Below are 16,650 nucleotides of genomic sequence, written 5' to 3'. Positions count from 1 at the left end.
AGCTTAAGAGACATCTAGTTCTGACTTTCATGTTGAGATGTCTATCTATTCGCCAAACATATAAGTCCTGTGGTGATAGGAAATGGAAAACGCAATACCTAATGCCATCAAGTTCCCTAATAAGGCACTTCCACCGTAACTAATGAAAGGGAGCGGAATCCCTGTGATCGGTAGCAGTTGGACACTCATACCGATGTTTTGGAAAACGTGGAAGGCGATCATAGCGATGATTCCGACCATAACGTAAGAACTGTAGTGACTATTTGCCTTGAAAGCGATCGTAGTGAACCTGTAAATCAAGAAAAAGAACAGGAAGATGACGATACAGGAACCAAGGAAGCCGTATTCTTCAGCTATGATACTGAAAATGAAGTCTGTCTGTGCTTCAGGTAAGTAGACTTCCCGCTCGCCGAACCCTTTTCCATAAAGTTGACCAGAGCCGATAGCCCTCATGGCTTTGACTAAATGATACCCTGAAGAGTCTTCATATTTCGTTGGCTGGAACCAGGAATAAATTCGTCCAAGCTGATACTCTTTGACTCCTAAGTATTTATCAAGTAATTGCGGTGCTTTGATTGCGAGCCATATCAGGCCTGTCCCCGCGGCTGATATGACGGTGAATATTGGTAAAATGATCTTCCATTGGACCCCTGATACGAGAACAAATCCTGCTAAAATGGCTATAAATACAAGTCCTGTCCCTAAATCCGGCTGCTGCATGATCAGCAGCAATGGCAAAGCCGTGGCCGCGCCTAATTTCAGGAGGAGCATGAGATCGGCCTTGAAAGTCGATGCATGCTTTGCATTATGATTGACGGCAATTCGACCGAGCACCAATATCGTGAATAATTTCATCAGTTCTGCCGGTTGGAGGGAACCTAGTCCAGGAAGGACGAACCAACTTTTCTGCCCTTTGATGACAGGGGCGATGGATGGTGGTGCAAAGATAAGGACAACCAATAAGAGGATACCGAATGCATAGAGGTACCAGCTAATCTTTTTGAAGTCTTCGGGATCTACGAAAAGCATGAAGCCAATGACGATGCCCCCGAGGCCATACCAAAGTAGTTGTTTAAGTACGAAATTATCATTATATTGAGTGCTCTGCTGGGCACTGAAAAGGGCAACTGCACTGACAGCTATGAAGCAACAAATAATAAAGAAGAGTTGCCAGTCAAACCTTTCTTCGAATTTCATTTTGAGTTATACATCCTCTCGTGTTGACAAAGCAAGGGAAAATAAAGCGTGCTGTTGACTATTATAAGCACATATTTCCTTTTTGAAAAGTGAAGGTACCCTTATTATAATTGATAATTTTATGAATGCGTACAAAAGCATAAAAAAAGAAGGCACATTTTGCTGGACCTTCTTTTAAAAAGCACAAGTGAAAAAACGCTGCATCTTCATATACTTATACATAGTTCGAGCATGTCTGCCTTCTATTGTATAGGGATTCTGCAGCATTTCCAACTGCTTGATGAATGCTGTGTCACAAGCGCAATAATCTCCATAATACCGGTAGCATTCATCGTGTTCTTTACATGCGGCATCCACCGCATTCGCGGGAGCGCCCGGACCGCTGCATCCAGGTCCACAGTAATTATAACCAGGGAAAATACAAAAGCCTGGCTTTCGATAAGGATCCCATCTCCTATATATGACCTTCCCCTCCAATTGTGAAGTATAATCATTACTATTATATGAGGAAGCCCCCATCAAGTATGGTTATCTATCTTGGTTTGAAGTGTAATGCCTTTAAACTCTCAATCAGTACGGTTTCATAATTTTATCGGAGCAAATGCGGTTTGTTAAACCCTACGTTTTCCTTAGCCCCCTTAGAAACAGAAAAGTCGCAGATTCAGGTTTGATCAAATACTGGCATGAAATTGAATCATCCAGCCACAGGGAAGGGGAGGATAACCAGTAAATGGTATCCCTCGTTTATATTGGGAGACGGAAGGGAAGGATGAAAATAGATAAAACAGGACGGAAAGGGGTGCAAGTGACGATGAATCAAATGTACTCAAACAAGTGGAATAAATTAAATGGTTCTGCTGTGTTAAAGAAAAATTTGTGGTCGAGTATTTTGTTTGGAATCGGGCTGGCTGCTTTTATTGATGAAACCGTATTTCATCAATTGCTGCGTTGGCACCATTTTTATGATCAGTCTACAACTGATGTCGGATTGATTTCTGATGGACTTTTCCATGCCTTCAGTTGGTTTGCGACTATTGGTGGCTTGTTTTTGCTTGCCGATTTACGGAGGCGGTCCGCTTTGTGGATGAAGAAATGGTGGGGCGGATTACTGCTGGGCGCCGGTGGATTCCAATTTTATGATGGTATCATCCAACATAAGCTCATGAGACTCCATCAAATCCGCTACGTAGAAAATGTAATCGTTTATGACCTGGTGTGGAATGGTTTGGCCGTTATCATGATCATTATAGGAATGACACTCGTTTTTCCTGTTAAGAGGAAAGTAGCGAAAGAGTCTTGATTACCAATGGTTTACTATCACATATCCATGTAATGAACCCAGAATCGAAGGCAGGTTTGATTTCTCAGCCTCTCTTGAGTTTCCCTTTTTTAGTGGGGCTTATAGCGTATTTGATTATGGTATTTCTTTCAGTACGTCGTTCACAGAAATGGCCGTTACACAAAAGCCTTTGTTGGATTGTCGGCATGCTATTAGCTATAGTTTCAGTTGCTGGTCCTTTGGCTGATCTAGCTCATAAAGATTTTGAAATGCATATGGTCACTCATCTGCTGCTGGGAATGCTTGCACCTTTGCTATTAACTTTAGCCGCACCGATGACTCTTATATTACGGACGTTAAGTGTTTCGAGTGCAAGGTATGTCACAAGGGTGTTGAGAAGCCGATATTCACAATTTTTCACCCATCCGGTGACTGCTTCGATTATGAATGTAGGCGGTCTTTGGGTGCTGTATACAACAGACCTTTATGCTCTGATGAATGAGAACATATGGATTCACATTTTCGTACATGTCCACGTTTTCTTGGCAGGGTATTTATTTACAATTTCCATGATTTATATAGACCCTATACCGCATAGGAAATCTTACATGTATAGATCGATTGTGCTTATTTTGGCACTGGCTGCCCACGGCATCCTGTCAAAATTCATCTATGCCCATCCGCCTGCAGGAGTGGCTCTAAATGAGGCAGAGAAGGGTTCTGTGCTTATGTATTATGGTGGGGATATAATTGATGCCATCATCATATTTATTTTATGTTGGCACTGGTATAAATCCAGGCGCCCAAGAGAGAGTGGGTTGGTCAGTACTTAGTTCTTAGTCCTTTAAGAGTAAAAGGAATAAAATGGGTTAAAATAGGTTTGAACCATCTATAAGTGAGATAAAGAATAATAGAACTAATTACAAGGAGGGTCTAATAATGGCACATGAAAAATATCAATCACTTATCGAAAAGTTACACGCTTGTATGGCCGCTTGTAACCACTGCTATGATGCGTGTTTAGAAGAGGAAGATGCAAAGATGATGGCAGGGTGTATCCGCTTAGACCGTGAATGTGCAGATATTTGTGCATACTTAGAGCAAGCATTAGTGAGAAACACCCCTTTCGCTTCAGAACTTGCAGGCGTTTGTGCGAAGATTTGCCAAGCTTGTGGAGATGAATGCAACAAACATGATCATAAGCATTGCCAGGATTGTGCAAAAGCTTGTTATGAATGCGCAGAAGCATGTAAACAAATTGCATAACATACGATAAAGGGCGGCTCCACTTGATGTGGGGTCGCTTTTTATATTTTTCACTTGCAAATATAAGCATATACTTATATTATGATGAAGAGAGGTGATCATATGGAAAAAACAATCATCGAATTGGACCAGGCGGCCCAGACCTTAAAGCTGCTAGGGGATAAAACACGCCTGACGATTTTAGGGTTGTTGAAAGATAATGAATGTTGTGTATGTGAATTCGTGGAAGTATTACAAATGAGTCAGCCCTCCATCAGTCAGCACTTGCGTAAATTGAGAGATGCTGGACTTGTAAAAGAGCAGAGGAAAGGGCAATGGATTTTCTACTCTTTGAATACTTCTCATGAAACATATCCGATCATTCAGCAGGTTCTGGACCAAATACCGGACCAAAAAGAAAAATTAACCGCGTTGGAGAAGGCGGGCTTACGCATCCAATGCGATATGTAGGGGGATTGTATTGAGTTTAGCTATTATTGCCACTTTTATTTTCATACTTACACTAGTCTTTGTCATATGGCAGCCGAAAAATTTAGGAATCGGATGGTCCGCTTGTGCGGGTGCGATTCTAGCATTGATTTTTGGTGTCGTTGACTTTCAAGATGTAGTTGCTGTAACCGATATTGTCTGGAACGCGACTTTAGCCTTTGTCGCCATTATCATCATTTCATTAATCCTTGATGAGATTGGATTCTTTGAGTGGGCAGCCCTTCATATGGCTCGAGTAGCCAAAGGGGATGGGAAGCGGATGTTCATCTATGTCACGCTGCTTGGCGCTGTTGTGGCCGCTCTGTTCGCTAATGATGGAGCGGCGCTCATTTTGACGCCCATCGTATTAGCGATGGTGAGAAATTTGAAATTCAAGGAAGCTATGATTCTGCCCTTCATCATGGCGAGTGGATTCATCGCTGATACGACCTCACTCCCTTTGATTGTGAGTAACTTGGTGAATATCGTATCTGCGGACTTTTTCGATATTGGGTTCATCGAGTATGCTTCGCGTATGATTATTCCGAACTTCTTTTCACTCGGTGCAAGCATTCTTGTTCTTTTCCTGTTTTTCCGAAAGAGCATCCCGAATGATTATGATCTATCTCAGCTGAAAAAGCCGAAAGATGCAATCCAGGACCACAAAATGTTCCGGATGTCCTGGGGGGTCCTCTTTGTCTTATTGGTAGGCTATTTTGCGAGTGAGCCTTTAGAAATCCCCGTTTCCATCATCGCTGGCATTGTTGCGATCTTCTTCTTGTTGATGGCAAGGAGAAGTGCTGCGGTTAAGACTGGAGATGTCATTAAAGGTGCACCGTGGGCCATCGTATTCTTCTCTATCGGCATGTACGTGGTTGTTTACGGCTTGCGGAATGTCGGTTTGACCGATGTCCTGGCGAGCGTCATTCAATATACGGCAGACCAAGGATTGTTCGTTGCCACGGTTTCGATGGGCTTTATTGCCGCCATTCTCTCCTCTGTCATGAATAATATGCCGACTGTCATGATCGATGCCCTTGCGATTGCTGAGACGAACACCACGGGTACGATGAGAGAGGCTCTGATTTATGCGAACGTCATCGGATCTGACCTTGGACCGAAAATCACCCCGATCGGCTCATTGGCCACGTTGTTGTGGCTGCATGTGTTATCAATGAAAGGGTTCCGAATTTCATGGGGCTATTACTTTAAAATAGGAATCATTCTAACAGTCCCGACTTTATTCATCACCCTTGTTGGGCTGTATCTATGGTTATTAATCATCTAATTCCAAAATAAAGGAGAAATTCAACATGTCTAACAAACCAGTGATCTACTTTCTATGTACAGGAAACTCCTGCCGCAGCCAAATGGCTGAAGGGTTCGGTAAAAAGTATCTAGGCGACAAATATGAGGTGAAATCTGCGGGTATTGAAGCACATGGGCTGAATCCGAATGCTGTGAAAGCGATGAATGAAGTGGATGTCGACATTACTGACCATACGTCTGATATCATCGACCCTGATACTTTAAACAATGCTGCATTCGCGATTACTCTTTGTGGAGACGCGAACGACAAGTGTCCGATGACACCTCCACATGTCACACGTTTTCATTGGGGTTTCGATGACCCGGCTAAAGCAGAAGGTACAGAAGAAGAGAAGTGGGCATTCTTCCAGCGTGTCCGTGATGAGATTGAAGCACGGATTCAAAGGTTTGCAATATAAGAGAAATAATTGAACAAAAAGTTGAGACGTTATCTTTAACCGGTGTAGGTGAGTTGAGGTGCTGGCTGGCGGGTAAGCATGGGAGAGAGGCTGTTCATACACATGAAGTAGCTCCCGAGGGATTCGAAATGGACGATGTTATAGGTGACCTTTCTGAAAAAGGAAGCGGGCTCGTGTTTACAATGGGCAAGGGGGGTGTCGGTAAGACGACGGTGGCTGCCTCTGTCGCCTTAAGTTTAGTCGAACAAGGGTATAGCGTGCATTTGACGACAACCGACCCTGCTGAGCATTTAAGTAGGCTTTTCACTGAGAATCACTCAGATCTTTTGCGAGTGACGAATATCGATCCGAAAAGAGAAACGGAAGCTTATAGAGAATCTGTTTTAGAAGAAACGAGTCACGAGCTGAACGAAGATGAACTAAACTACTTAAAAGAAGATCTGGATTCCCCCTGCACAGAAGAAATTGCTGTCTTTCGGTCGTTTGCGGATGTTGTGATGCATTCGGAGGAAGGTTATATCGTCATTGATACTGCTCCGACAGGCCATACATTGCTTTTGTTGGATTCTACGCTATCCTAACATCGCGAAATTGAACGGAGTGCAGGGCATGTGCCTGAATCCGTGAAGAACTTGCTGCCTGCTTTGAAAGATGCTGAAAAGACCCATATATTGATTGTGACACTTCCTGAAGCGACACCTGTCTATGAAGCTGAACGCCTGGAATTGGATTTGAAACGTGCCGACCTGCATCCGAAGTGGTGGATTATGAATCAGTCCCTTTCCGTAGTCCCTGTTTCAGATCCTGTGTTGAAGGCGAAGTCTCAAGTTGAAAACAAGTGGGTTCAACGCACAGTCGCTCATGCATCGAAAGTCGCGATTATACCTTGGCAAAAGCAAGCCATACTAAACAAACAGTAAAGATAATAGGAGGTTCAACAATGAAACATAAATCAATCATTCTAGGTACTGGGCCTGCTGGTTTAACTGCAGCCGTTTACTTAGCACGCGCTAATATGGAGCCCCTCGTTATTGAAGGTCCGGAACCTGGAGGCCAACTGACATTGACGACAGAAGTGGAAAACTTTCCTGGTTTCCCAGATGGCATTATGGGACCGGAATTGATGGATAACATGAAAAAACAAGCCGAACGATTCGGTGCCACCTTCAAACGTGGCTGGGTCACGGATGTAGAGGTGGAAAGCCGTCCATTCAAGTTGCAAGTAGACGGGTTAGGAGAACTTGAGACAGAAACATTAATCATATCAACAGGAGCCTCTGCTAAACTCCTCGGGATCCCTGGTGAAAAAGAGAATATGGGTAAAGGAGTCAGCACATGTGCTACATGTGATGGATTCTTTTTCAGAGGGAAGAAAGTCGTCATTATCGGTGGCGGTGATTCTGCGATGGAAGAAGCAACCTTCCTGACGAAATTCGCTAGTGAAGTTCAAGTCATCCACCGCCGCGATGAACTGCGTGCCTCTAAAATTATGCAAGAACGTGCGAAAGGCAATGACAAAGTGACATGGGCGTTGAATAAAACACCTGTCGAAATGGTGTCAGATGGAATGAAGATTACAGGCGTTAAAGTGAAAGATAATGAATCTGGAGAAGAAGAATTGATCGAGACAGATGGAATTTTCGTTGCTATCGGTCATAATCCGAATACCGAGTTTCTTAAAGGGAAGTTGGATATGGATGATAAAGGGTATATCCTTGTCGATCCAGGTACAACGAATACAAATATCCCTGGTGTTTTCGCATGTGGTGATGTTCAGGATCAGAAGTATCGCCAGGCGATTACAGCAGCAGGTACAGGATGTATGGCGGCAATGGATTCCGAGCGCTTCCTTGAAGGTGAAGCAACGGTTGATTGGAGTCAAAATTTATCATAATGTAGAACCCACCTTTTCGGGATGAAAGGTGGGTTTTTTTGGCAATTCAAATGAGAATGAATGCTACAATAATGGTGGAACCAAATTTTGGGGGCACCCTTATTTTTTCTTTTCTCATTTGCTTACATTAAGCGGGTGCCTCAGTAAGGCTTTCGAAACGAGGGCAGGGGGAGAGAATGATGTGAAAGGGAGATGTTTGTGGAGCGATATTTTTTAAAGGTGGGGGAAAGTCATGTTCATGTGACAGTTTGGGGTCATGAAAGAAATCCTGTTATTTTCTGCTTGCATGGGTTAGGGAGCACGAGTCTGAGTTTCATTGAAGTAGCAGAAGAGCTGCAGGAAGAATATCGGATCATTTCTATCGATGCCCCGGGTCACGGGAAAACCAAGCTTTTTTTGTTAGAGAATTCCTATGAAATGCCTTCCATGGCTGACTGGTTGGATGAGGTGATCAGGGAACTTGGATTGGAAAGGTTCTTCTTTTTATCCCATTCATGGGGAAGTTTTTTAGCCTTGTTTTATTTAGCGAAACACTCAGAAAAAGTGAGAGGTACCATTCTGCTGGATGGAGGATATCAGACGAAACGGTTGAGCACAATGTCACTGGAAGATGAACTTGCTTATTATGAAAATGATTTTGATGGTTATCAGTTTAATACGTGGCGTGATTTTTTTGATTCAGAAAAGGCCGCTTACAAGAGATGGTCGGCTCTTTTGGAAAGAGCGGTCAAAGACTTAGGTAAAGAAAATGAGGGAAGAGTGTCGTGGCATGCTTCAGGTGAGACTGCAAAAAATATTATTAAAGCGATGCATAAAAATGAAACGGAGACTATCTATTCCCGGCTGCCGCCCTCTATAGTGTTATTAAGAGCGACTCTTCCTGTGGATCAGGAGAGAGTGAGGAAACATACAGCTGAAATTTTCGAAGTAAGGGCGAAAGCTAAGGTGGAAGCAGTGCCCTCAACCACCCATATGCTTCACTGGGATAAACCTGGAGTGGTCATTGAAGCAATCAGGTCGAACTGGGGTAAGAGGTTAAGCAAGTAGCTTTTGGAATGTTCAATGAGAATAATGCTGGGTTTCATTCTAAAAAATTTGGATGACAAGCTAGATAGGGGAGGTCCTGGGATGAATAAGGATATAGTTTTAAATAAGTTTCATGATGAACTTCGTGTGAACGCCTATACTACGGGATTCCGAAGAGAAGTTACACCGTATGTAGTCAGACACGTGTCCGAATACGAAGATGGAGGATTCATTCTCGCTTCTCATTTGAATGAGAAAAACGCACGTGAAGTGATTTTGAGTGAACTGGAGTATTTTAAAGAAATAGGACAGTCATTCGAGTGGAAGTTATACAGTTATGATCGACCGGAGGAATTAAAAGATTTACTCTTAGAAGCAGGATTTGAGGAAGAGGAAGAAGAGGCATTGATGGTGATGGAGCTTTCATCAGGGTTACTACATAGCCCCCCCTTTAGTCAGGTCGTTGAAATACAATCAGAAGCTGGTGTGGAGGACATCATTTTTTTGATGAATGACATTTGGGGAGAAGATCACTCCGAACTTGGAAAACGCCTCTGGCGTGATAAGCAGTATCATCCCGAATCTTTATATCTTTATGGTGTGTATGACAAGGGTGAACTTGTGAGCGGAGCTTGGATGTATTTCGAGAGGGAATCGTGTTTCGCTTCTTTATGGGGAGGGGCTACAAGACCGGCCTATCGTGGAAAAGGGTATTATCGTGCACTTATATCTATAAGAGCTAAGAAAGCACAGGAGCACGGTTATTCTTTTCTGACGGTGGATGCACGCCCGATGAGTCGCCCCATATTAGAAAAACTCGGTTTCCAATGCCTTGCTTACACTTACGGCATGCAATCCAATTAATCCCACCTCAGGTATAACATATTTTGGAAATTCACTCCATTCCAAAGAAGAGGGTGAATTTTTTGAATTTAATTATAAATATGTTGAATATTATATTCTATAAATATAGAATATAAACTAAGAGGTGATGATATGGAATTATTTTCTACAGGTACAAAGAAGAGGGAGACGTACACAATTGAAGTGAAATTCTCATTGCTTTGGGAAGCGGCTCTTGGCATAGCAGCCATCACGAATCAAAGGTTGAGAGATACCTTGGAGTATTCAGAAGCTCAGTGGGTAGCGATCAATGATTCGCTCTCAGAAGAAATGGTGGCCCATTTGGAATATGTCCAAAAGAAAAACACGTGGAAGGCTCTGCTTCAACTTTTGCACGAGAAAGATTTCGATTGTCTGGATGCTTTTCTTACTTATGTAGAGGATTTGGAAGAAGAGACATTAAGGTGGGTAGCTATTCCATACTTAGGGGAAGCTTATGAATCTGATCGGAAGCTTGCGTCCAGTGGTGAAGGAAAGGCAGTCGAAAGGCTCCAGGCAGTAACGGAAGAAAATTCATTTCTCCCCTCCTACATCGGTTACATTTGCGAGGTGAATACCCAGCATTTGAAGCAGCACTTGAAGGAAGTGATGGCTGGGTGGTATGAAAGTGTCATTCTTCCTAATCAAACCTTTTATGAAGAGATGTTGAAAAGAGATGCTCTATCGAAGGGAAAAATGACAAAGAAACTAGCTCCGGAAGCTTTTGTGGAATGGGCGACCCATGGGGTGAATTACCTTCCTGAACCTAGTGTTCATAAAGTGATTATGATACCTCAATTCATCTACCGCCCCTGGAATGTTGAAGCGGACTTAGCTGGAGCAAAAGTGTTTTATTACCCGGTGGCTAATGAAAGCATCCACCCAGAAGACCCGTATGTACCTGATCACATGCTTGTTCAGAAATATAAGGCTCTCGGGGATGAAAATCGTTTGCGGATGCTGAAAATGTTAGTGGAAAAAAGCCGGACCTTACAGGAAGTTACGGAGGAAATCGGAATGGGGAAGACGACTGTACACCATCATTTAAAGGTGTTGAAATCGGCTCGTCTAGTTTCTTACCATGCCTCCCGCTACCATGTGAATCCTCACTCGTGGAAAAATCTTAAGGAAGAACTGGATTCGTACCTTGGAGATGGGATATGAGTGAGCTGGCGAGAGTGAACGCTGAAGAGGGAAAACCTACGTTCAAAAGGAATTTCCAAGCATTCCGATTCATCGGTGGCAATCTGGTCTCTTTTTTCGGAGATCAAATTTATTTGATCGCACTGCCGCTCATGGTATTAGCTTTGACAGGTTCGCCGTTAAGTATGGGAATTGTAGCAGCACTGGAAAGAATTCCGGTTTTGCTTCAACCGCTTATGGGGGTCCTGACTGATCGATTTGACCGGAAACGGATTCTTCTGCTTTGTGATTTTATCCGGTTTTTGATTATAGGCACCCTTGGTGTTGTTTACCTGTTAGGGATGCTGCCGATTTGGGGCATTTATATCGGGGCCTTCATAGTTGGTGTGCTCGGCCAAGTCTATAACACTTCTCAGTTCGCTTCCATTCCGAAGCTGGTGCGCAGCGAAGATTTGCCTCTGGTCAATTCATTGAACACCGGCATTTTTCATACGGGCGTATTTCTTGCACCTGGTTTAGGGGGCCTGATTGTCAGTTTGTACAATCCCGGGGTTGCTTTGTTGATCAACAGTGGCAGTTTCTTCGTTGGATTTCTGATGGTATGGACCTTGAATATTGAAAGCCCCCGCATACAGGTAGGGAGGCCTTCGCTCATGAAAGATATGAAAGAAGGCTTTAATTATGTCATTCAACAAAAACCAATTTTATATACAAACTTGGGGATGTTTTTTTCAATCTTTGGGACGACCCTTTTTTTGACGATGATGGTCGTCCACTTGAAATCGACCGTCTCCTTCACAGCCGTCCAAATTGGCTGGGTGTTATCCATCGGTGGCGGAGGAGCGATGGTCGGTTCTATGATGGCGGCCATTCTTAGAAAAAAATTTTCCTATCGGCAGCTGCTTTTTAATGCGGGTGTGATTGGCGGAATTTCAATCATTTTGTTCAGTTTGACTCATTCCTTTTATTGGCTGGCCATCATGAACGCAGTCGGAACGATGTGTGCAGCGATTCAGAGCCCATGCATCGTAACGATACGGCAAAATTTGACTCCTGACTATCTATTGGGAAGGGTCCAGGCTACGAGCCGCTTCATGACATGGAGTTTGATGCCGGTTGCTGCTTTCGCTGCCGGGTTGATTGGAGAGTATATCGGGACAGGTGTGACAATCTGGGCGGGAGGAGCTGTAGCAACGGCAGCATCTTTTATTTATTTGCATCCTTCTTTAAATAGGAGGGTCATTGAGCAGGAATAGAAAGGGGGGAGATGAAATGATCTGGACAAATGAACAAGGATTATTTTTACAGCGTCATGATCAATTGGGGGAACGGGACTGGCGTTATGATGACTGTTTTAAACTGATTTTTTCTCCCTATGGAAAAGGAGAATACCAGACCCATCATGGTGACCGGTCCATTGGTGAGGAGGAATTTTTCATTATGAATCCTAAAGTAGAGCATAAACAGTTGAGAGCGACACAGGAAAAATTCCTCGTAGAATTGACCCCGTCTTTATTACAGGAAGCTGCCGAGAAAATGGGGATCCATCATACGCATATAGAGTTTTCTACTGTTTCCTACCGGCATAGGCAGATGATCCAATGGGCGACCTTCATGAGAGAATTTTTATCAAGGCAAAAAGAAGGAGTGAGCGCCCTTTTTCTAGAAAATAGTCTTGTTCAACTGTCCATTCTCATGATCGAGTACGGGGTAGGCTCACACCAGAAAGAGCTTCCTATCCCTTCAGGGAGTGATCCGGTCTATCGAGTGGTTTCTGCACTTAAAGAAAGTTACATACAGCAATGGTCACTAGATGAGATGGCTGTGGTTGCTCGAATGAACAAGTTCCAGTTTGCCCATGCATTCAAAAAAGAGACCGGATTATCCCCCTATTCATGGCTGCAAGTATATAGACTATTTCGCAGTCAACAGGAAATCATTTTTACAGAGCATTCAATTTTGTCTATTGCTATCAAGCATGGTTTTGCTAATGTCGCAGCTTTTAACCACCTATTTAAGAAAATGTACCATAAAACGCCGACGCAGTTCCGTCACTTTCATAAGGTGAATCAATAGGAAGGTGATGCTTATCATCATGATCATCAATCCACTACCAATCATTAACGTGCGTATGGTCATAAAGGTAGAAAGCAATCCATACAAAACTAATGAGAGGGTGTTGGAAGCATAAAGAAGGACAGCATTTGTACTGAACGCCCTCCCCATTTTGCTTTCAGGAACGTATTTTTGAATCAGATAGACACGTGAGAGACTGGCGATCGGGAGGCCGATTCCCACAAGGATACAACCGATGAAAAAATGCTCTACCTCATAGAAAAGTCCATAGTAACAGATGCCGGATCCCCAGATCAGAGCCCCTACCAAGTAATGACGCAGATTGAAGTTCTTAATAAAAGACGGAAGTATAAGGTTTGTCAGGATGACGACTCCCCCGAATACTCCTTGAATCCCACTGTATAGTTCTTCACTATGTAGACTCAACTCAGAAAGGGAAAGCAATAGTCCTACCTGCCACACCCAGGTGTTCAAAAATACGGTGTAGAAAGTGAAAAGGAATAACATACGGATCGTAGGTGCTTTTTTTATCCAAAGACCGAATTCATAGATAGAGATGAACATCATTTCTAGTGCTTTTTTTCGTGCGGGTGATTCTATTAAGTACAACTTTGATAAACACCACACACTGAGCAGGTAAGTAAATGCATCGACTGTGAAAAAGTGAATCACTCCGAATGTATTCAACAACCATATAGCGATTACAGGGGTGAGGATCGTAATACCTCGTGTCACTGTGTCATACATACTGTTGGCTGAAGCCCTTTCATCATCCTTTGTCACCATCGGGAGGACGGCGCGGTGGGCAGGGTTGAAAAAGCAGCCAATCGTTTGGATTAAGAAGCTGATGATAATCAGTGCAGGATAGGTCAGAGCATTGAAATAATGCAACGCTATCACGGCAAGCATCAATGGAACCCTGAGCAGATCGAGGGAGATGAGCAATTTTTTACGAGGAAAAGTGTCAGCAACCACGCCACCGATCAACCCGAATAATAAATAGGGAATGGTTTCAGCGAGAGCGATGCCCGTTGTATGTAACTTTGAACTGGTCATCTCATAAGCGAGGAAAAGGAAAGCCATTCCTGTTAACACATCCCCTAATCTCGAAATGCCTCCCCCAAGTAAGTAAAAGCGAATATTTCTGTTTTTCCATAACATTTTATACATGTAACCACCTCTGCCCTTATCATAAAAAAGAAGCAGGGGGACGGTCTGCTCAATTGTTGGTGAAGAAAACAGCAAGAATTCGTCAAAGGTGTTTTTCCTGATTATGTTAAAATCGAGTCTTAGGATTACGGAGGAGGAAGCCTATTGAAAGATTATGTGCTGGAAATCAGAGGCCTTATTGGCTCACGTCCATTCATCATCGTAGGCGCGACGATCATCGTGGAAAATGAGGAAGGCGGGGTCCTTTTTCAATTCCGTGCGGATACGAAGGAATGGGGGCTGCCGGGAGGGGCGATGGAGCCTGGCGAATCGTTACTGGAAACGGCTGAAAGAGAACTATGGGAGGAAACAGGTCTTCATGCAGAAAGGATGGATCATATCGAAACGTTTTCTGGAAAAAGGTTTTATTTCCGCTACCCGAATGGTGATGAAGTTTATAATGTCATTGCTGTTTATAAAGCTTTCGTAGTGAGTGGTGGAGGGAAGGCGCAGGGCGATGAAACGTTGGATTTACAATACTTCACTGATTTACCTGACGCAATCGATACGAGGGCTAAGGAAATCATGGACCGGTTGGGAGGTGCGGGGAATGGAGAGTAATATGGGCCAGGCACCTATCAAAGCAGCAACGCAGATCATTCACCGGCATCACAGGGGGTGTGATGCAGCTTTGTTAGCTGGCAGCGTGGTGAGAGGAGAAGCGACTTCCACTTCAGACCTTGATCTTGTGCTTTTCTACTCAGACATTTCGGCGTCCTATCGTGAATCTTTTCAAGCGAACAGCTGGCCAGTGGAGTGCTTTGTACATAGTTGGACTTCTTATAAGGAATTTTTTAAACTGGATTGTGAAAGAGGGCAGCCGTCTATGCCACGGATGGTAGCCGAAGGAGTGGTTATAAAAAACCACGATAAACTAGTGTCGATCAAAGAGGAAGCTGACCTTCTTTTGGAAAAGGGACCACTTCGATGGTCAAAAGAAACCATTGAGCAGAAACGCTATTTTCTGACAGATACGTTAGATGATTTTATTGGGTGTTCAGATCGTGGAGAATCTATTTTCATCGCCAATACGTTAGCACAGTTATCGAGTGACTTTCACCTTAGAGTGCATGGACAGTGGTCAGGATCTTCGAAGTGGATGATGCGTGCTTTGAGAAGTTTCGATCCTCCTTTCGCCGCACGTCTAATGGATAGTTTCACTCTTTTTTATGAAAAAGGAAAGAAAGAAAAAGTGATCGATCTTGTTGATGATTTGCTTCGTCCCTATGGCGGAAGGTTCTTTGACGGGTTTTCAATAGGAAAGCAATGAAGGGGGCGTCATTATGCAGCGGATTATGGTCTTAGGGGTGTCTTCAGGAGTAGGAAAATCAACGTTCGCAAAGGAACTTGGCAGGCTCCTCGATATCGAAGTATATCATTTGGATCGTTTTTACTGGGAGCCGGGTTGGAAGGAAGCGGCATTAGAGGACTTTAAAGCGCGTCAGCAGGAAGTGGTGCAGAAAAAAGCATGGATTATCGAAGGCAATTATAGCAATACTTATGATATCAGAGCAGATAAAGCGGATATGATCATATACTTGGAGTTACCTCTCCACGTTTGTCTATTCCGTGTGTTCAAGCGTAGATTTACATACAGAGGTAAGACAAGGGCGGACATGGGAGAAGGTTGCGAAGAGAAATTAGACGCGGACTTTCTGAAGTTCATCTGGAAAACCTATTACCCTCGCAAGAAAAAAATGCAGCAGCGATTTCAAGGATTTCAGAATATAGGGCAGCAAAAAGATGTGATTCAACTGAAAAGCAAAAAGGAAATCGATACGTTTTTGGCCCGATTTTAAGGAGGTCTGAATCATGGAAAATATCCTGGTCCTCAATGGTCATGAATACTACCCCCATTCAAAAGGACGCTTGAATGATGCGTTGTTTCAAACAATTGTGGAAATGCTGAGGCCGCAGCACTGTGTAAAAACCTCCGTTCTGCAAGAGGGGTTTGATGTGAAAGAAGAGCAGGAAAAAGTGTTATGGGCGGATACGATCATTTATCAAACCCCTGTGTACAATTACAGTGTGCCAGCATTGTTCAAGAAATATATCGATATGACCCATGAATATGGCGTGTATTTCAGTGGAAATGCCGAGGAGTATGGAATAGGAGGGGGAAAACTTACAGACAAGAAGTATATGTTATCAACGACGTGGAACGCCCCTGCGCATGTTTTTGAAAACCCTGATCTCTTCTTTGAGGGAAAAAGTGTTGACGATATCTTATTTCATATCCATTTGAGTCATAAATATGCAGGTTTGATTCCTTTAGAGACCTTTGCCTGTTTTAATGTGAAAAAGAACCCGGATGTCACCGGTTATATAAACAACCTAAGAATGCATTTGAAAGAACAATTGAACTTAATCTAGAAAGGGTCCCTGGAGATGACTCCACGGTCCCTTTTGGTCTGGTCGAGGAAATTAATAAATTCCAACCAGTTATAGCTGCTGCTGTTTTCCGCGCCTGCGTACATTGATGT

At 43.4% G+C, this 16,650-nt stretch carries 19 protein-coding genes and 1 pseudogene; 17 read left to right on the top strand and 3 right to left on the bottom strand.

Features of this window, described 5'->3' with window-relative positions; all coding sequences use genetic code 11:
- Positions 1–45: 45 nt before the first annotated feature.
- Both ACTWPX_RS19345 and ACTWPX_RS19340 read right to left on the bottom strand, forming a co-directional pair.
- On the bottom strand, positions 46–1,197 hold the full coding sequence (locus ACTWPX_RS19345; RefSeq protein WP_443121135.1) for an FtsW/RodA/SpoVE family cell cycle protein: 1,152 nt from the start codon (positions 1,195–1,197) through the stop codon (positions 46–48).
- A 174-nt stretch (positions 1,198–1,371) separates the two neighbouring features.
- Positions 1,372–1,716, bottom strand: coding sequence for a phospholipase (locus tag ACTWPX_RS19340; RefSeq protein ID WP_443121134.1), 345 nt, complete (start codon positions 1,714–1,716; stop codon positions 1,372–1,374).
- A 301-nt stretch (positions 1,717–2,017) separates the two neighbouring features.
- On the opposite strand from ACTWPX_RS19340, the gene ACTWPX_RS19335 reads away from it, so the two are divergent.
- From ACTWPX_RS19335 to ACTWPX_RS19275, 13 genes and pseudogenes are all read left to right on the top strand, one after another.
- Entirely contained in the window at positions 2,018–2,497 is a 480-nt protein-coding gene (locus tag ACTWPX_RS19335; RefSeq protein ID WP_443121145.1) for a DUF2243 domain-containing protein, read from the top strand.
- Positions 2,498–2,529: 32 nt separating this feature from the next.
- Entirely contained in the window at positions 2,530–3,309 is a 780-nt protein-coding gene (locus ACTWPX_RS19330; RefSeq protein WP_443121144.1) for a cytochrome c oxidase assembly protein, read from the top strand.
- Positions 3,310–3,415: 106 nt separating this feature from the next.
- Entirely contained in the window at positions 3,416–3,742 is a 327-nt protein-coding gene (locus ACTWPX_RS19325) for a four-helix bundle copper-binding protein (protein ID WP_443121133.1), read from the top strand.
- Positions 3,743–3,844: 102 nt separating this feature from the next.
- Positions 3,845–4,192, top strand: a complete 348-nt coding sequence (locus tag ACTWPX_RS19320) for an ArsR/SmtB family transcription factor (RefSeq protein ID WP_443121132.1) — start codon at positions 3,845–3,847, stop codon at positions 4,190–4,192.
- A gap of 10 nt (positions 4,193–4,202) precedes the next feature.
- Entirely contained in the window at positions 4,203–5,498 is a 1,296-nt protein-coding gene (locus ACTWPX_RS19315; RefSeq protein WP_443121131.1) for an arsenic transporter, read from the top strand.
- 25 nt (positions 5,499–5,523) lie between these two features.
- Positions 5,524–5,937, top strand: coding sequence for an arsenate reductase (thioredoxin) (arsC, locus tag ACTWPX_RS19310; protein WP_443121130.1), 414 nt, complete (start codon positions 5,524–5,526; stop codon positions 5,935–5,937).
- A gap of 128 nt (positions 5,938–6,065) precedes the next feature.
- A pseudogene (locus tag ACTWPX_RS19305) lies at positions 6,066–6,857 on the top strand (ArsA-related P-loop ATPase).
- A gap of 20 nt (positions 6,858–6,877) precedes the next feature.
- Positions 6,878–7,831, top strand: coding sequence for a thioredoxin-disulfide reductase (trxB, locus tag ACTWPX_RS19300; RefSeq protein WP_443121129.1), 954 nt, complete (start codon positions 6,878–6,880; stop codon positions 7,829–7,831).
- A 198-nt stretch (positions 7,832–8,029) separates the two neighbouring features.
- Positions 8,030–8,878, top strand: a complete 849-nt coding sequence (locus ACTWPX_RS19295) for an alpha/beta fold hydrolase (protein WP_443121128.1) — start codon at positions 8,030–8,032, stop codon at positions 8,876–8,878.
- Between the two features lie 81 nt (positions 8,879–8,959).
- The gene (locus ACTWPX_RS19290) at positions 8,960–9,721 is read left to right on the top strand and encodes a GNAT family N-acetyltransferase (RefSeq protein WP_443121127.1); all 762 of its coding nucleotides are present in this window, start codon (positions 8,960–8,962) and stop codon (positions 9,719–9,721) included.
- A 132-nt stretch (positions 9,722–9,853) separates the two neighbouring features.
- The gene (locus ACTWPX_RS19285) at positions 9,854–10,903 is read left to right on the top strand and encodes an ArsR/SmtB family transcription factor (RefSeq protein WP_443121126.1); all 1,050 of its coding nucleotides are present in this window, start codon (positions 9,854–9,856) and stop codon (positions 10,901–10,903) included.
- Entirely contained in the window at positions 10,900–12,138 is a 1,239-nt protein-coding gene (locus tag ACTWPX_RS19280) for an MFS transporter (RefSeq protein ID WP_443121125.1), read from the top strand. Before ACTWPX_RS19285 ends, ACTWPX_RS19280 begins: the two co-directional genes overlap by 4 nt.
- Before the next feature lie 16 nt (positions 12,139–12,154).
- Positions 12,155–12,958, top strand: coding sequence for a helix-turn-helix transcriptional regulator (locus ACTWPX_RS19275; protein WP_443121124.1), 804 nt, complete (start codon positions 12,155–12,157; stop codon positions 12,956–12,958).
- Here the strand turns inward: ACTWPX_RS19275 and ACTWPX_RS19270 are convergent.
- Positions 12,893–14,128, bottom strand: coding sequence for an MFS transporter (locus tag ACTWPX_RS19270; RefSeq protein ID WP_443121123.1), 1,236 nt, complete (start codon positions 14,126–14,128; stop codon positions 12,893–12,895). The genes ACTWPX_RS19275 and ACTWPX_RS19270 overlap by 66 nt on opposite strands.
- Positions 14,129–14,272: 144 nt before the next feature.
- On the opposite strand from ACTWPX_RS19270, the gene ACTWPX_RS19265 reads away from it, so the two are divergent.
- The 4 genes from ACTWPX_RS19265 to ACTWPX_RS19250 are packed head-to-tail and all read left to right on the top strand — an operon-like array spanning position 14,273 to position 16,540.
- On the top strand, positions 14,273–14,728 hold the full coding sequence (locus tag ACTWPX_RS19265) for an NUDIX hydrolase (protein ID WP_443121122.1): 456 nt from the start codon (positions 14,273–14,275) through the stop codon (positions 14,726–14,728).
- Entirely contained in the window at positions 14,718–15,437 is a 720-nt protein-coding gene (locus ACTWPX_RS19260; protein WP_443121121.1) for a nucleotidyltransferase domain-containing protein, read from the top strand. The genes ACTWPX_RS19265 and ACTWPX_RS19260 overlap by 11 nt, the downstream gene beginning before the upstream one ends.
- Positions 15,438–15,450: 13 nt before the next feature.
- The gene (locus ACTWPX_RS19255; protein WP_443121120.1) at positions 15,451–15,966 is read left to right on the top strand and encodes a topology modulation protein; all 516 of its coding nucleotides are present in this window, start codon (positions 15,451–15,453) and stop codon (positions 15,964–15,966) included.
- 13 nt (positions 15,967–15,979) lie between these two features.
- On the top strand, positions 15,980–16,540 hold the full coding sequence (locus tag ACTWPX_RS19250) for an NAD(P)H-dependent oxidoreductase (RefSeq protein WP_443121119.1): 561 nt from the start codon (positions 15,980–15,982) through the stop codon (positions 16,538–16,540).
- Positions 16,541–16,650: the final 110 nt, after the last annotated feature.

The sequence above is a fragment of the Halobacillus sp. H74 genome (assembly GCF_052246715.1).
Taxonomy (GTDB): Bacteria; Bacillota; Bacilli; order Bacillales; family Halobacillaceae; genus Halobacillus; species Halobacillus litoralis_A.
Note: the sequence above shows the minus strand (reverse complement) of the source record. Positions and strands in the feature narration are given on the sequence as shown.

Excerpts from the sequence above, each read along its gene's own strand:
- ACTWPX_RS19325 (WP_443121133.1), top strand. The coding sequence starts at position 3,416 with ATGGCACATGAAAAATATCAATCACTTATCGAAAAGTTACACGCTTGT.
- ACTWPX_RS19330 (WP_443121144.1), top strand. The coding sequence starts at position 2,530 with ATGAACCCAGAATCGAAGGCAGGTTTGATTTCTCAGCCTCTCTTGAGT.
- ACTWPX_RS19335 (WP_443121145.1), top strand. The coding sequence starts at position 2,018 with ATGTACTCAAACAAGTGGAATAAATTAAATGGTTCTGCTGTGTTAAAG.
- ACTWPX_RS19270 (WP_443121123.1), bottom strand. The coding sequence starts at position 14,128 with ATGTATAAAATGTTATGGAAAAACAGAAATATTCGCTTTTACTTACTT.
- ACTWPX_RS19280 (WP_443121125.1), top strand. The coding sequence starts at position 10,900 with ATGAGTGAGCTGGCGAGAGTGAACGCTGAAGAGGGAAAACCTACGTTC.
- arsC (WP_443121130.1), top strand. The coding sequence starts at position 5,524 with ATGTCTAACAAACCAGTGATCTACTTTCTATGTACAGGAAACTCCTGC.
- ACTWPX_RS19275 (WP_443121124.1), top strand. The coding sequence starts at position 12,155 with ATGATCTGGACAAATGAACAAGGATTATTTTTACAGCGTCATGATCAA.
- ACTWPX_RS19320 (WP_443121132.1), top strand. The coding sequence starts at position 3,845 with ATGGAAAAAACAATCATCGAATTGGACCAGGCGGCCCAGACCTTAAAG.
- ACTWPX_RS19285 (WP_443121126.1), top strand. The coding sequence starts at position 9,854 with ATGGAATTATTTTCTACAGGTACAAAGAAGAGGGAGACGTACACAATT.
- ACTWPX_RS19340 (WP_443121134.1), bottom strand. The coding sequence starts at position 1,716 with ATGGGGGCTTCCTCATATAATAGTAATGATTATACTTCACAATTGGAG.
- ACTWPX_RS19290 (WP_443121127.1), top strand. The coding sequence starts at position 8,960 with ATGAATAAGGATATAGTTTTAAATAAGTTTCATGATGAACTTCGTGTG.
- ACTWPX_RS19345 (WP_443121135.1), bottom strand. The coding sequence starts at position 1,197 with ATGAAATTCGAAGAAAGGTTTGACTGGCAACTCTTCTTTATTATTTGT.
- trxB (WP_443121129.1), top strand. The coding sequence starts at position 6,878 with ATGAAACATAAATCAATCATTCTAGGTACTGGGCCTGCTGGTTTAACT.
- ACTWPX_RS19250 (WP_443121119.1), top strand. The coding sequence starts at position 15,980 with ATGGAAAATATCCTGGTCCTCAATGGTCATGAATACTACCCCCATTCA.
- ACTWPX_RS19260 (WP_443121121.1), top strand. The coding sequence starts at position 14,718 with ATGGAGAGTAATATGGGCCAGGCACCTATCAAAGCAGCAACGCAGATC.
- ACTWPX_RS19255 (WP_443121120.1), top strand. The coding sequence starts at position 15,451 with ATGCAGCGGATTATGGTCTTAGGGGTGTCTTCAGGAGTAGGAAAATCA.